Source organism: Paenibacillus sp. JNUCC 34 (assembly GCF_058269055.1).
Map to the genome: position 1 here is coordinate 2,072,344 of NZ_CM177770.1, position 15,189 is coordinate 2,087,532.

Annotated in this window: 18 protein-coding genes; all 18 read left to right on the forward strand. The window is 46.2% G+C overall.

Translation table 11 applies throughout. The annotated features are described in order from the left end of the window. The first annotated feature begins 40 nt into the window (after window positions 1-40). Entirely contained in the window at window positions 41-502 is a 462-nt protein-coding gene (locus AC2TF5_RS09770) for a chemotaxis protein CheW (protein ID WP_491301978.1), read from the forward strand. Between the two features lie 3 nt (window positions 503-505). Beyond that, window positions 506-1,132: a chemotaxis protein CheC gene (locus AC2TF5_RS09775; RefSeq protein ID WP_491301979.1), complete on the forward strand. Its 627-nt coding sequence runs from the start codon at window positions 506-508 to the stop codon at window positions 1,130-1,132. Beyond that, entirely contained in the window at window positions 1,125-1,622 is a 498-nt protein-coding gene (locus AC2TF5_RS09780) for a chemotaxis protein CheD (RefSeq protein ID WP_491301980.1), read from the forward strand. Before AC2TF5_RS09775 ends, AC2TF5_RS09780 begins: the two co-directional genes overlap by 8 nt. Window positions 1,623-1,624: 2 nt before the next feature. Further along, window positions 1,625-2,041: a hypothetical protein gene (locus tag AC2TF5_RS09785; RefSeq protein ID WP_491301981.1), complete on the forward strand. Its 417-nt coding sequence runs from the start codon at window positions 1,625-1,627 to the stop codon at window positions 2,039-2,041. A gap of 15 nt (window positions 2,042-2,056) precedes the next feature. Further along, window positions 2,057-2,845: a FliA/WhiG family RNA polymerase sigma factor gene (locus tag AC2TF5_RS09790; protein WP_491301982.1), complete on the forward strand. Its 789-nt coding sequence runs from the start codon at window positions 2,057-2,059 to the stop codon at window positions 2,843-2,845. Window positions 2,846-2,875: 30 nt separating this feature from the next. Beyond that, window positions 2,876-4,285, forward strand: coding sequence for a flagellar assembly protein A (locus AC2TF5_RS09795; RefSeq protein WP_491301983.1), 1,410 nt, complete (start codon window positions 2,876-2,878; stop codon window positions 4,283-4,285). A gap of 68 nt (window positions 4,286-4,353) precedes the next feature. Further along, the gene (locus AC2TF5_RS09800; protein ID WP_491301984.1) at window positions 4,354-4,662 is read left to right on the forward strand and encodes a hypothetical protein; all 309 of its coding nucleotides are present in this window, start codon (window positions 4,354-4,356) and stop codon (window positions 4,660-4,662) included. Between the two features lie 32 nt (window positions 4,663-4,694). Next, complete coding sequence (locus AC2TF5_RS09805; RefSeq protein WP_491301985.1) at window positions 4,695-5,246, forward strand: hypothetical protein; 552 nt, start codon at window positions 4,695-4,697, stop codon at window positions 5,244-5,246. Beyond that, window positions 5,243-5,818, forward strand: coding sequence for a hypothetical protein (locus tag AC2TF5_RS09810; RefSeq protein WP_491301986.1), 576 nt, complete (start codon window positions 5,243-5,245; stop codon window positions 5,816-5,818). The genes AC2TF5_RS09805 and AC2TF5_RS09810 overlap by 4 nt, the downstream gene beginning before the upstream one ends. Before the next feature lie 182 nt (window positions 5,819-6,000). Further along, window positions 6,001-6,699: a 30S ribosomal protein S2 gene (gene rpsB, locus AC2TF5_RS09815; RefSeq protein ID WP_208918880.1), complete on the forward strand. Its 699-nt coding sequence runs from the start codon at window positions 6,001-6,003 to the stop codon at window positions 6,697-6,699. 151 nt (window positions 6,700-6,850) lie between these two features. Further along, a complete protein-coding gene (tsf, locus tag AC2TF5_RS09820; RefSeq protein WP_491301987.1) occupies window positions 6,851-7,501 on the forward strand; it encodes a translation elongation factor Ts in 651 nt (216 codons plus the stop codon). 426 nt (window positions 7,502-7,927) lie between these two features. Continuing rightward, window positions 7,928-8,656 (forward strand): UMP kinase, encoded by a 729-nt coding sequence (pyrH, locus tag AC2TF5_RS09825; protein ID WP_208918882.1) that lies wholly within the window; start codon window positions 7,928-7,930, stop codon window positions 8,654-8,656. Then, complete coding sequence (gene frr / locus AC2TF5_RS09830) at window positions 8,656-9,210, forward strand: ribosome recycling factor (RefSeq protein WP_491301988.1); 555 nt, start codon at window positions 8,656-8,658, stop codon at window positions 9,208-9,210. Before pyrH ends, frr begins: the two co-directional genes overlap by 1 nt. Before the next feature lie 72 nt (window positions 9,211-9,282). Further along, entirely contained in the window at window positions 9,283-10,050 is a 768-nt protein-coding gene (gene uppS / locus AC2TF5_RS09835) for an undecaprenyl pyrophosphate synthase (RefSeq protein WP_491301989.1), read from the forward strand. Between the two features lie 19 nt (window positions 10,051-10,069). Next, entirely contained in the window at window positions 10,070-10,870 is an 801-nt protein-coding gene (locus tag AC2TF5_RS09840; RefSeq protein WP_491301990.1) for a phosphatidate cytidylyltransferase, read from the forward strand. 19 nt (window positions 10,871-10,889) lie between these two features. Beyond that, complete coding sequence (locus tag AC2TF5_RS09845; protein WP_491301991.1) at window positions 10,890-12,029, forward strand: 1-deoxy-D-xylulose-5-phosphate reductoisomerase; 1,140 nt, start codon at window positions 10,890-10,892, stop codon at window positions 12,027-12,029. Window positions 12,030-12,163: 134 nt separating this feature from the next. Beyond that, window positions 12,164-13,432: an RIP metalloprotease RseP gene (gene rseP, locus AC2TF5_RS09850; protein WP_491302850.1), complete on the forward strand. Its 1,269-nt coding sequence runs from the start codon at window positions 12,164-12,166 to the stop codon at window positions 13,430-13,432. 122 nt (window positions 13,433-13,554) lie between these two features. Then, window positions 13,555-15,003: a proline--tRNA ligase gene (proS, locus tag AC2TF5_RS09855; protein ID WP_491301992.1), complete on the forward strand. Its 1,449-nt coding sequence runs from the start codon at window positions 13,555-13,557 to the stop codon at window positions 15,001-15,003. Window positions 15,004-15,189 lie beyond the last annotated feature (186 nt).

The following is a 15,189-nucleotide window of genomic DNA, read 5'->3' on the forward strand; positions in this document are numbered from 1 at the left end:
CACCTGGATTTGAGGTGTGAACATATAGGGAGGGTTTAACATGGGAGAAGAAATGAAAGTGATCGTCTTCAAGCTTGGAAGCGAAGAGTACGGCATCGAGGTGGAAAAGGTACAGACCATTGAACGTCTGATGCCGATTACACGCGTGCCGAAAACATACGCTTTCGTAAAGGGAGTCGTAAACCTGCGTGGCGTTGTCATTCCTGTTATTGATCTTCGCGGGCGATTTGGTCTGCCAGAGGCTGAGCATACAGATCAGACCCGGATCATTATTGTAGCGGTGAATGAAATGCAGGTCGGTTTTATCGTCGACTCGGCAAGCGATGTCATCGATCTGAACAGCGACAGCATTGATACACCTCCTGAAGTGGTCGGCGGCGTTAAAGCGAAATACTTGCACGGCGTTGCAAAAATCGGTGAGGAGCGCTTGCTCGTTATGCTTAATTTGTCTGAAGTTCTGAACAAAAGTGAAATTATACAGCTTGAAGGCTTAGAGGATTAGGCAGTGGAACTTTTCAAGTATGATAAGGACCTCAAAATGGATGTCCTCAAAGAGGTTGGGAATATCGGGGCAGGCAATGCCGCAACCGCCCTTTCTCAACTCTTGAACAAGCCGGTTGATATGGCCGTACCGATGGTTCAACTACTTTCTTTTGAAGAAATCGCTGAAAGTGTAGGCGGAGCTGAAAGGATCGTACTTGCTGTCTTCTTGCGGGTAGAGGGAGAAGCACCCGGAAATCTGTTCTTTATTATGAGTCCTGAGGCAGGTAAAAAGCTTCTTCAGCGTCTGGCTGGTCTAGAAGTGTCGGTAGACAATAATTTTTCTGATATGGAATTATCAGCGATAAGTGAGATTGGGAACATCTTGGCGGGATCATACTTGTCCTCTCTGGCTGACTTTACAAAATTGGTTATGACACCGACCGTACCTGGATTGGCGATAGACATGGCGGGAGCGATATTAAGCTACGGTCTCCTGCAGTTTGGTGAAATGGGGGATGATGCCCTGCTGATCAACACGACGTTCTTGGAAGGATATCATGAAGTTGAGGGGCAGTTTTTCCTAATACCTGACCCTCAGTCATTTGCTCAAATATTTGAAGCTTTGGGAGTGCCTCTAGAGAATGATTGACGAACAAAGTGTAGTGAAAGTGGCGATGGCGGATTTAAACGTCGCGGGTCCCAGCGGAATTTTACGTACAACTGGTCTAGGCTCATGTGTGGGGCTGACTCTTTACGATCCGCTGTTGAAGATTGGAGGTATGGCTCATGTCATGCTCCCCTCTTCTTCCATCGCTAGAGAAGGCCAACTGAACCTGGCCAAGTATGCAGATACGGCGCTTCCAGTCCTTCTGAACAAGTTGAAAGACATGGGAGCTTCCCATAGCAGACTGGTAGCGAAGATGGCTGGTGGAGCTCAGATGTTTGCATTTGCGGGTGCTGGTGACAGTATGAGGATTGGGCCCCGAAATGTGGAATCTTGTAAAGCAGGGTTAGAACAGATGGGTATTCCGCTAATTGGTGAAGATACCGGAGGAAATTACGGACGAACTGTGGAATTGGACTGCACAACGGGTAGATTTACCATACGTAGTGTACAAAAGGGCATAAAGGAATTGTAGCTATGATAGAAAAACTTCGTTTTTATCTATGGGCCGGGTTTGCCGGGTTCATACTCACGTTTCTTTTTACTTTACGGAATAATTTATGGTCAACAAGTTTTAACCGGGCTTTGATTGCATTTGCGGTATGGTTTTTATTGGCGTACCTGCTTAAATGGGTCTTCGCATTTGCCTCCGCACCTGCTAAAGGCTCTGACGGGGAAAGTGAGCGCTCTGGCAGTACCCCTGAAGAGCAGCTGGGCAACAGACTGGATTTGACGACGCCAGATGAAGACAAAGAATTGATGAATCTCATTAAACCTGAACCAGAGCAAGATCAAGAAGGAAACGGATTTGTTCCGTTAAATCCTCCTAAGCTGGTTTCAACTAAGGATCCCGAAGAACTGGCCAAGGCCGTTCGTCACCTGACAGAAAAATAAGGATGGTGAAGGCAATTGGACGAGCGCAAAGCTTCTCCCCTCAACCATGTTGATTTATGGGTTGCATGGAAGGAAGATGGAGACCAAGAAGCGAAGAAGAAACTAATCGAAAATCATTTACACATCGTTGACTATGTTTCAAGCCGTTTGGCAATTGGACTTCCCCGAAATGTATCAAAAGGAGACCTGGCCAGTAATGGTGTTATGGGTCTGATTGATGCCATTGAGAAATTTGATTATAAACGTGGATTGCAGTTTGAAACTTACGCATCATGGCGAGTTCGAGGTGCCATTCTGGATTCGCTCCGGCAGGGGGATTGGGTCCCGCGTTCCGTTCGAGAGAAAGCAAAAAAAATCGAATCGGCATACCAGCAGCTTGAGCAAAAATATTTACGAACGGTCAGTGATTCCGAGATGAGTGACTACCTTGAAATTTCTGAAAAAGAGTTCAGACATATGCTGCAAGAAGTTGCGGTGATGACACTTAGCTCTCTGGAGGATCCGATCCGTGAAGAAGAATCGGAAACTCGAATGTCACTATTGGTGGATGAAAAGGCTAAAAATCCTGACCATAAAGTACATGAATTTTATTTGCAGGAAGCTCTAGTTAAAGGAATTGGTAAGTTGACGGAAAAAGAAAGAACTGTCGTCTCCTTGCTGTATTATGAAGATTTGTCGCTCAGTGAAATTGCCGAAGTCATGTCGCTGTCTCCCTCGAGAATATCGCAACTACATTCCAAAGCGATTCTAAGGCTCAGAGCTACGCTTGATAAAGATCGGGATTTATTGATGCAGAACGATTGACGCTTGTCAATTTGGAAGGGGGTTCCTGAATTGTCTGTAGATTATGCATTGGACAAGTACTTTAAAATCACCTTTTCGGATGATAAAACGGTTGCCTATTTGCAGATGTCAGATTGGGATAAGGATTTTACCTGTAAGATTGAAGCTCTTGAACAGTTTCTTCGAGGTCACCAGATCCGTTATGGGCTCCAGCACGACACTTTAAGCCGCATCGTCAGTCATTCGGAAGAGTATCAGTATAGCAGAGCCCCGGTTGCGATCGGGACTGAGCCAGTTCACGGTCAAAACGGACGTATTGAGTTGAAAATTGAAATGGGAGATCAGCAGAGTCTGCGACCGCTTGAAACGGATGACGGCAAGGTGGATTATAAGGAAGTTATTCGTCTGAACAATGTCAAGAAGGGACAATTGATCGCAACTCGGATTCCTCCAACGCCAGGAGTGCCGGGAACGATGGTTACGGGTGAAGAGATCCCATGCAAACCGGGTAAAGAGGCGCGTTTTAAGATCGGAAAGAACGTTGTGGTAAATCCTGAACAGACGGCTATGTATGCTGCCATTGACGGACTTTTGACGAAGACGGAAAAGGGGAAGATTAATGTTTTCCCTGTGTACGAGATTAATGGAGATGTCGATTACAGTATTGGCAACATAGATTTTGTAGGAACCGTTGTCATTCGCGGTAATGTACTGTCGGGTTTCCGTATTAAATGTGCCGGAGACATTCGGGTGACAGGTTTTGTCGAAGGAGCAGAGCTTGATGCGGAAGGCTCAATAGATATATCTGGAGGCATTATCGGTTACAACAAAGGATACGTAAAAGCCGGTCAAAATGTGAAAAGTGCCTTCGTACAAGATGGCAATGTGATTGTTGGAGCGGATGTAATGGTATCTCAGAGCATTATGCATTCCAATATCCGAGCAGGACAAAATGTTATTTGCAACGGTACTAAGGGTCTGATTGTTGGAGGTGTAATTCAGGCCGGTGAAAAGGTCATTGCACGCACAATCGGCAATACGATGTCCACAGCAACGGTCATTGAGGTTGGCGTTCTGCCAGAACTCCGTAATGAACTATCTGAGCTGAGGGCTCAGCTAAAACGGCAAGTGGAGAGCATGGATAAAACAGATAAAGCACTCTATTTACTGAATCAGCTGGCAGCGTCCGGTCAGCTTTCCCCTGACAAACTTGCGCTTCGAATCAAGCTGAATGCCACCAAGAAGTCCAATACAGCGGAACAGAATGAAATCAAGGACAGAATGCTTGAAATTGAACGTATGCTTGAGGACACGGGTAAAGCCAAAGTAGAAATTGTAAAAACGATATACGGCGGGTCCAAGATCGTCATTGGTCGGTATACCCGGTTTATTAAGGATCCGACACAGCGGGTTTCTTTTTATTATCATGAAGGTGATATTGCCATGGTTCCTCTGCTGTAAGACAGCCAAGGTGTCTGAATACACGGTGTTCTGTTCAAGTTAATCATGATAGGACGAGGTGATTTCACTTGAGTTTGAAATCGGTGGAGATGCAAATCGCGGTGCCGCGGACAACGGAGGCAAGCAAAATTCAGCAAGAGCATCAACAGCGTCCTTCTCAGGATCAGACATTGTTGGCCGGAGAACAAATGAAGCAAAGCCGTCAAGCTGCTCAGCGAAGCACAGAAGTCAGCGAAACGGCTGAGTCTGCCATCCGTGATGATGGCAGCCGTCAAGCACCGGAGGATGGGGGACATTCCTCTGAACAGAAGGAGCATTCGGCAGAACGGCCTGCGGAACATCCGTATAAAGGTCGTACTCTGGATATTTCCCTTTAGAGCAAATCATTGGCACAAAGGAGTTAATTGTTTTGGACTCATGGATATATATCGTACTCCTGGGCATTGGAGCAGTGCTATATGCTTTAATGCTGCCTAAGCGTCGTGAAGAGACGGTTAAAAGTGAGCAAGTTGTTAAAGAAATGGAGTCTACCTTGGAGCAGTACATGGGAGAAGTGCAGCTCGAGAATGAGCAGCTGCTCGACCTGGTTGGACAGATGAAGCAAGAGCAGGCTGCTAAGCAGACCGCACAGCAGGAGCAGTTAAATGAAATGCGTCATAGATTGCTTGATGTGGAACAACAGCTTGCATCCACTGAAGGACGTCTGAGATCGGCGGAGACGCTCTTAACGTCTGTGCCAGTTAATATCTCAGCCGCCCAGGCTGCGGAAGCGGTAGAAGAGATAGAGGCAGCTGATAAATCGAGTCAAACGCATATCAATTCAATCAAAAGCCGTTACACCGAGCTGTTTGATATGTATGAAGCGGGTAGATCTATTGATATGATAGCCAAATCTGCTGGAATGCAGCGGGGTGAGGTGCAGTTGATCATACAATTGGCTAAACAGGAGGAATCACCGTGATCAAGAACCGTGTCTTCATGTTGGGTCTTGGTATCGGCCTCGTCGTTGGTGCCGTACTTCTGCAGCTCATGCTAATGGGAGAGCGAGCCATGTCGTCTTCACAGCCGCAGGATAAGCAATGGACCCCAGAGCAGATTGAGGAAGCAGCAAAAGCAATGGATATGAAAGTGGTAGATAACTCCGAAGAGTTGATGACGGAGGAGCAGTGGAAAGAAAAGATGAAGAATGAGAGTGGGAAGGTGACAGATAAACCAGATTCACCACAAACACCTAAGAAGCCGGTTGATGTGAAGAAGGAACCTGCTGCACCAGCTGTTAAGGATCCTGCCTCACCTAAAGAGCCTGAGTCAGCTGAAATCCGATATGTTATTACAGGCGGAAGCAATTTGAATGATGTAGCGAATGGTTTGCATAAAGCGGGGGTTATTGAGGATAAACAAGCTTTTATAGATGAAGCTACTGCACAAAAAATTAATAAATTTATACAAACAGGAACCTATAGCTTTACATCTGGTGAGGATCTGAACTCAATCATTCAAAAAATTACGGAAAAACCGTCCAACAGCCGTTAGGTTGGAGGCGGTTTTTCTTGTCATAATAGCATTGCATCTGTCTTCTGATTATGGTATAGTAATTGACGGTGTTAAAACACACGCTAAGAGATTTCGTTAAGGGTGCTTCCGGACTGGAAGTCTTAACGGAAAATGACCTTGGCGGAGGGCACACAAAAACCAAACTTAGGAGGTGTGTGAAGATGGCAGTTATCTCCATGAAGCAGCTTTTGGAAGCTGGGGTTCACTTCGGTCACCAGACTCGTCGTTGGAATCCAAAAATGGACAAATATATCTTCACTGAAAGAAACGGTATTTACATTATTGACCTGCAAAAAACGGTCAAGAAAGTAGAAGAAGCTTTTAACTTTGTGAAAAACGTAGCTGGCGAGAACGGAACAATCCTGTTCGTCGGAACAAAGAAACAAGCTCAAGATTCCGTTAAAGAAGAAGCAGAACGTTGCGGTATGTACTATATCAACCAACGTTGGCTCGGCGGAACTCTGACTAACTTCGAAACGATCCAAAAACGTATCAATCGTTTGAAAGAGCTGGAGAAGTGGGAAGAAGATGGCACTTTCGAAGTATTGCCTAAGAAAGAAGTTATCCTTCTCCGCAAAGAGAAAGATCGTCTTGAGAAATTCTTGGGCGGTATTAAGAACATGAAGGGTCTTCCAAGCGCTCTGTTCATCATCGATCCTCGTAAAGAGCGTATCGCTGTTGCAGAAGCACGCAAATTGGGTATCCCAATCGTTGGTATCGTAGACACCAACTGTGATCCGGACGAAATCGACTATGTTATCCCAGGTAATGACGACGCGATCCGCGCTGTTAAATTGCTGACAGGTAAAATGGCCGATGCAGTTGTGGAAGCTCATCAGGGCGAAGAAACAACAGCCTAATTACGGTTGTACGTATAAAGAATGAATTAAATGAAAAGGGTGGTTGGTAGGTGGATAACCTCTCACTACCCTTTTTTTAAGGTCAGAATGTGAAAAAATGCTGGAAACGCAGCATGATAAAGTTAATTATAATTAATTGGAGGGAATTTCAATGGCAGTATCAGCTAGTGCGGTAAAAGAGCTTCGTGAAAGAACAGGCGCGGGTATGCTTGATTGCAAAAAAGCGCTCGACGAAACAAATGGTGATATCGACAAAGCGATCGCGCTTCTTCGCGAAAAAGGTTTGTCTGCAGCTGCTAGCAAAGCAGGACGTATCGCAACTGAAGGTGTTGTAGAATCTTACATCCACGGCGGCGGACGCATCGGCGTTCTTGTTGAAATCAACTGCGAAACCGACTTTGTCGGCAAAACAGATCAATTCAAAGAGTTTGCACGCGATATCGCTATGCACATCGCTGCAGCAAGCCCGAAATATGTTCGTCGTGAAGAAGTTCCTGCTGATGAGCTGGAAAAAGAAAAAGAAATTTTGAAAGCTCAAGCGCTTAACGAAGGTAAGCCTGAAAAAATCGTTGAGAAAATGGTTGAAGGCCGCATTAACAAGTACTATGAAGAGTACTGCCTGCTTGATCAGTCTTTCATTAAAGATCCAGACAAGACAATCAACACGCTGTTGAACGAAAAAATCAGCACGATCGGTGAGAACATCTCCATTCGTCGTTTTGTCCGCTATGAGCTGGGTGAAGGTCTTGAGAAGAAACAAGAAAACTTCGCAGAAGAAGTTATGTCCCAGGTGAATAAATAAGCCAATCAGGCTAAACATACCTTTAAAAAAGAGTGGAACACTTCGTGTTCCTTCTTTTTTAAAAATATAAGAAAGTATAACATTTTAGTTATACTAGGCTTATATTTCTCGCAGAAACGATCATCGTCCTTTGATAAGGGCTACGAAGTCGTTTCTACTTGGATATAGGAAGGTATATACACCTTGGGAGACGGCTTCCCTATATCGCAAGAAAAACTTCCGCTTAAAGCGGCCTGTCTTCTGTGGAGTTCAACTTCATCTAAAAGGCGGTCTGCTTCCTAGAAGGTGTGTCGATAGACGTTTCCTTTGCGAAACGGATGTTTTTACCCGATTTTTATAAGCCGTCAAGCAGTGTTTTGCGTCTGTCTGTCGTTTTTCAAACGGGCGTCTTTCGAAAGGCGCCGTCTTAAAGTGGAGGGTAATCATTTGGAACAGCCTGTATTTAAACGAGTTATTTTGAAGGTCAGCGGGGAATCCCTGTCAGGCCAGAACGGTTATGGAATCGACGCCGAGACCATTACTTCCATCGCTGAACAAGTTCAAGAAGTTGTTGCGCTTGGCGTAGAAGTAGCGATTGTGTGCGGTGGGGGCAACATTTGGCGCGGCATCGCCGGCAGTGCGAATGGTATCGACCGTGCAACGGCTGACTACATGGGGATGCTTGCAACGGTGATGAACTCACTAGCTCTCCAGGATGCACTAGAACAGATCGGTGTGCCTACACGGGTTCAAACATCAATCTCCATGCAGCAAATCGCTGAGCCTTACATTCGCCGCAGAGCGATCCGTCACCTGGAAAAAGGGCGTGTCGTTATTTTTGCGGCAGGAACAGGTAACCCGTATTTCTCAACGGATACAACGGCTGCTCTAAGAGCTGCTGAAATAGAAGCCGAAGTCATTCTTATGGCGAAAAACAAAGTGGACGGCGTTTACTCCGCTGATCCATTCAAAGATGAAACGGCTGAGAAATATGAACAACTTACTTACCTTGATGTGTTGAATAAAAACCTGGGTGTTATGGATTCCACAGCATCCTCATTATGCATGGACAATAACATTCCGCTTATTGTATTTGCAATTACTGAGCAAGGTAATATTAAACGAGTCGTTCTTGGCGAGAAGATCGGGACGATCGTTAAAGGGAGTGTAGACTAATGCCACAAGCGGTGAAGAAAAATGCAGAAGAACGCATGGAAAAGGCGATTCTGTCATTGAAACGCGATCTCGCTACCCTGCGAGCCGGCCGGGCTAGTTCATCTCTGCTCGACCGAATTCAAATGGAATATTACGGGGCTCCAACCCCAATTAATCAGCTCGCTAATATCACGACACCGGATTCCCGCACGTTGATGATTCAACCTTGGGATAAATCTTCGCTCGGTGATATTGAGAAGGCTATTATGAAATCTGATCTGGGACTGACACCGGCTAATGATGGTAATCAAATTCGACTGTCGATTCCTGCTCTTACAGAAGAGCGCAGAACAGATCTTGTGAAAATGACGAAAAAATTCGGCGAGGAAGCGAAAGTGGCCATCCGCAACATTCGCCGGGATGCCAACGACGACATTAAGAAGTTGGAGAAAACCGATATTTCCGAGGATGAGTCCCGGAGACATCAGGAAGATATCCAGAAGGCTACGGATAAATATATCGCAGAAGTCGACAAAGTGCTCGTTGCTAAAGAAAAAGAAATCATGGAAGTATAAGAGACTTCGGCCCCTCCGGTAAAGGTGGGGTTTGTCTCTTTTTTGCAGAAAGATGCCTGGAGGAAATTTGGAATGATCAAACGGGTTCGATCATGGTTGAATCAGGAGAATAGTCAGCAGGCGCCCCGGCTCTCTCCGGATAACATCCCTCAGCATGTGGCCATCATTATGGACGGCAACGGCCGCTGGGCTAAGAAACGCGGATTACCGCGTATTTTTGGACACCGGAGCGGTATGAAGGCTGTCAAAAAGGCTACCATTGCGGCGGATAATTTGGGGATCAAAATTTTGACGATGTATGCTTTTTCAACGGAAAACTGGAAGCGTCCCAAGGATGAGGTCGATTTCCTGATGAAGCTTCCGCAGGAGTTTCTGGCGATTGAGTTGGAAGAATTGATAGAGAAAAACGTCCGGGTAACGATGATGGGCCATCCGGAAGATCTTCCTTCGCATACGCTGGAGGCCATGCAAGAAGCGGTTGCAAGGACGGCGAATAATGATGGGCTTGTTTTGAATTTTGCGTTGAATTATGGCAGCCGCAAGGAGATCACCGAATGTGTCAAAGCGTTGGGGCGGGACATTAGCGAGGGGACTCTTCGGCCTGAGGATATTACCGAAGAACTGATAGGCAAAAGGCTTCTTTCGGGCGATCTACCTGATCCGGACTTGCTAATCCGAACGAGCGGTGAACTGCGGCTCAGCAATTTTATGTTGTGGCAGCTCGCATACAGCGAATTAGTGTTTACCGACGTTTTATGGCCTGAGTTTACTAGTGAACATTTGGTCGAAGCTGTTGCTGAATATCAACACAGAACAAGACGCTACGGCGGTCTAACGTAGTTATGGAGGATGGAACGTAATGAAACAGCGAGTAATTACCGGAATTGTAGCGGGAGCTGTCTTTTTAGGGTTATGTTTCATGGGCGGCCTTTGGTATCATCTTCTCGTCCTTGCTATGTCTTTGATCGGTTATTATGAATTTGTTAAGATGACGAAGGTTGCACCGTTCGGTGGAACGGCGGTGATTGGTTATCTTGGCGTACTGATGTTTGTGTTCCCATGGAATCTGCTGGATATTGCACTCCCGCTTCCAATAGGGAATGGGGTATGGCTTCTGATGCTGCTGTTTTTGCTTGTTACCGTATTCAGCAAGAACAGAGTTGGAATTCAGCAGGTTTCGCTACTGTTTCTGGCCTCAGTCTATATCGGAATAGGCTTTTTGTATATTGCAGAATCACGGAATACACCGGATGGACACGGTCTGTTTTGGACATTCCTGCTTCTTGCATCCATTTGGGCAAGTGACGCCGGCGCTTATTTTGTTGGCCGTAAACTGGGGCGTAACAAACTCTGGCCGGCTATCAGTCCGAACAAAACCATTGAAGGTGCGGTCGGCGGCGTAATTATTGCTGTCATCACTGCGGTGATTTTTGCTCTTTTATCCGGTGGACTTCTGCCAATAGGTAATGCGTTGTTGATCGGGCTTGCCAGCGCGGTAATCGGTCAGCTAGGGGATCTTGTACAATCAGCCTATAAGCGGGTATACGGCATTAAAGACTCCGGTAGTCTTTTGCCTGGCCACGGCGGGATTTTAGACCGTTGCGACAGCTGGATTGTTGTATTTCCGTTCGTACATATGTTGAGTCTTCTGCCTTACTGATGAAAGGAAAGATGCAGGAATGAAGAAAATTAGTGTGCTAGGTTCCACTGGTTCCGTCGGTACCCAGACATTAGATGTCGTGTCGAAATACCGTGATCAGTTTCAGATCGAAGGTTTAGCGGCAGGAAACAATGTGGATCTGCTGATTCAGCAGTGCAAGGAATTTAAACCGAAAAAAATTTCGGTAGCTACCAAAGAACTGGCGGAGCGTATTCGTCCGTTTCTTCCTGAAGGTACGCAACTGTTTTATGGCCGTGAGGGATTGATTGAGGTAGCTGCTGGAACCGATGCGGATATCGTCGTTACTGCTGTAGTTGGTAGTATGGGATTACCGTCTACATTAGCCGCGATAGAGGCAGGCAAAACGATTGGTTTGGCCAACAAGGAAACTCTTGTTACGGCAGGACATCTGGTTACGGCTTTAGCTCAAGCTAAGGGTGTCGATCTCATTCCGATCGACAGTGAACATTCGGCGATTTTTCAGTGTCTGAACGGCGAACGGCGTGAAGATATTGAGTTCATTACCATAACCGCATCTGGTGGTTCCTTCCGTGACTTGAACCGGGAACAGCTGAAAAATGTAACGGTTGAAGATGCTTTGAAACATCCGAACTGGTCCATGGGCGCTAAAATAACCATTGATTCGGCAACGATGATGAACAAGGGACTGGAAGTCATCGAGGCGCATTGGCTATTTGGGCTGCCGTATGAACAGATTCAAGTACTGCTTCATCCAGAAAGTATCATTCACTCATTCGTGCAGTACCGGGATTCCAGCATTATTGCACAGCTCGGGAATCCGGACATGAGGGTGCCGATCCAATATGCGCTCACGTATCCGGAACGGTGGCCATCACCTTCACCCACACTATCTCTTGCAGAAGCCGGTAAGCTTCAATTCCGTGAAATGGACTTTGAACGTTTTCCTTGTTTAAGGCTTGCTTATGAATGTGGTAAAATGGGTGGGACGGCAACAACGGTATTTAACGCCGCTAATGAAATAGCGGTTGCCCGTTTTCTGCGGAAAGAAATTTCATTTCTGCAGATTGAGGATATCATCGAAAAAGTGCTGAACGAGCATCAGAACACACCTGAACCGGCTTTGGAGGTAATTGAAGAAAGTGACAAATTGGCGCGTGAACTTGCCGCGCGGTTGTAGGATTCTGAAGCTATCCGAAATTCTCCCTGAAAAAAGCTGACAGCATGTGATTCTCTTGTGATGAACAAGAGAATAATGATAATCTATAGGGACATACTGCGTTCTCAGAGGAAAAGGGGGATGTCAATTTGGAAATGGTGCAGGTCGTTTTTTTAACGGTGCTAATGTTCTTTGTCATCGTAACAGTGCATGAATGGGGGCACTATTATTTCGCCAAGCGAGCTGGTATTCTGGTTCGGGAGTTTGCGATCGGTTTCGGACCGAAACTGTTCTCGTATAGACGTAACGAAACTCAATTCACATTGCGTCTGCTTCCATTCGGAGGCTACGCCCGAATGGCCGGAGAAGATCCGGAATTGGTTGAAATTCAGGCGGGACAGACAATTGCTGTAAGGTTGAATAGTGATAATCAGGTGAAGCGCATTTACTTGGATCAGCTGGATAACCGTAAGAATGTGATCCGGGGCGAGGTTCAGTTTATCGACCTGGAAGAACGTCTTTCCCTACGTCTGGACGTTGATGGAGAGTTTCAGCAGTACGAGGTTCATCCTCAAGCTATGATGGTAACCAAGGGGACGGAAACGCAGATCGCCCCTAAGAATCGTCAGTTCGGAAGTAAGACGGTCGGCCAACGTGCCGTTGCCATTTTTGCCGGTCCGGTGATGAACTTTATACTGGCGTTCATTTTGTTCGCACTTCACATTCAAATGGCGGGAATCCCGGTGGAAAACCCGACTTATGTGCAGATCGGAAAGATCACAAAAGGCATGCCTGCGGATGAAGCGAACCTTCAGGAAGGCGACATCATCGAAACTGTCAATGGTACGGCAATAGGTGCGGATTACAAAAAAATGATCGAACTTATTTCCGTTTCCAAGGACAAGCCGATGGATTGGACGGTTCGTCGTGGGGACGAGGTGTTTAATGTAACGTTAACACCACGATCCATGGATGGGCAGGAAGGCGGAAAGGTTGGTATCGTGACCGAGCTGCCAAGTCGTTCGGCGGGGCTCGGGGAGACCATTACCGGTTCAGGAAAAGCGATGGTGGATACGACAAACATCATTTTCCAGGGATTTAGTCAGTTGATTAATAAGTTCTCCATGGACGATTTGGGTGGTCCGGTTCGTACCTTTGAGGTTACCGGACAGATTGCTAAGCAAGGTATTGAGCAGTTGACCTATTGGGCAGCAATACTCAGCCTTTATCTTGGTATATTTAACCTGTTGCCAGTACCTGCACTTGACGGAAGCCGTCTCGTGTTTCTTGGAGTGGAGGCATTACGTGGCAAGCCGGTTGATCCAAACCGGGAAGGTATGGTGCATTTTATCGGATTCGCCATGTTGTTTCTCCTGATGATCGCCGTGACCTATAATGATATACTACGTTTAATTAACGGTTAAACATTATTTACGGCTCGGTGCGCCAGCCGCACGGAGCCGTAAATTTTTTTTGGGAGTATTACCCTGACTTCAGCCTGATAAGCTGCATAATCGATGTTTTTTATGGGAGGACAAGTATTCTTATGTCTAAGGATAAACAATTCGTAACTGAAATTACGCCACAGGGAGAGGATTTCTCACGCTGGTATATTGACGTTATTAAAAAAGCGGACTTGATGGATTATTCACCGGTTCGGGGCTGTATCGTTTTCAAACCGGACGGTTATGAAATCTGGGAACATATCAAGGATGAATTAGACCGTCGGTTTAAAGAGACAGGACACCGCAATGCGTATTTTCCGCTCTTTATTCCGGAAAGTTTTTTCCAAAAGGAAAAGGAGCATGTGGAGGGCTTTAATCCAGAGCTGCCTTGGGTAACGGAAGCAGCTGGGGAGAAGCTTGAAGAGCGTCTGGCGATTCGTCCGACTTCTGAAACGATGATCGGACATATGTACTCCAAGTGGATTCAGTCTTACCGTGATCTTCCGGTGCTGATTAACCAGTGGGCTAACGTAGTGCGTTGGGAGAAACGGACACTTCCGTTCTTGCGGACCAGTGAGTTTTTATGGCAGGAAGGCCACACAGCTCATGAGACGGAAGAGGAAGCACGTCAGGAAACGATGCAAATGCTTGACATTTACTGTGATTTTGTGGAGAACTACTTGGCGATTCCTGTTATTAAAGGCCAGAAGACACCTTCCGAGAAGTTTGCAGGTGCAGTGGATACGTATTCCATTGAAGCAATGATGAAAGATGGACGGGCTGTACAGGCCGGTACATCCCATTTCATGGGAACCAACTTCTCCACAGCTTTTGAAATTCAATATTTGAATCGTGAAAATACGCTTGAGTATGCACACACCACCTCTTGGGGCGTAAGTACACGCTTGATCGGATCTTTGATCATGGTTCACGGGGATGACCGTGGATTGGTATTGCCTCCGAAGGTTGCTCCAACGCAAGTTATTATGGTTCCGATCGGACCTCCTAAGACTTGGGAAGCAGTTGTTGCACGTACGGATGAGTTGTTCAGCGAACTGAAATCAGCAGGAATTCGGGTTCGTGTAGATGATAATACTGATGTGCGTCCGGGTTGGAAGTTTAACGAGTACGAAATGCGCGGTGTTCCAGTCCGTCTAGAAATCGGACCTCGTGACATGGAGAACGGTGTATGTGTGCTCGTTTCCCGAATCACTGGAGAGAAGAAAATTGTACAACAAGCGAATCTGGTAGAGGAAGCTCAGGCGATGCTAGATCAAGTACATCAGGAGATGTATGACCGTGCCAAGGAATTCCGTGAAGATCATTTCTATTCTGTTGATACATTGGATGAAATGAAGGAAAGTATGGAAGAGAAGCGTGGCTTCACTTTGGCTGGATGGTGTGGTTCTGAGGCTTGTGAGGATACAGTAAAGCAGGAAACCGGCGCTACTAGCCGTAACATTCCGTTTGAACCGTCTGAACAGAAGAAGACTTGTCTCGTTTGTGGAGAAGAGGCAAATCATACCGTTCTGTTCGCAAGAGCTTACTAATGTGATAGAGTAATAGTTAATCAGAATGCTTGAACCATAACGAAACAAATATTATTCCGGAAAGCTTCTGGATGGCATGACGCTCTGTGGGCAACAGGACGAATGGGTGCTGCCTCAGAAGCTTTTCGTTTGAAAAATAAGAAAGTCTTCTCGCAGAAACATCATCGTCCTTCTCAAAGGAAGACG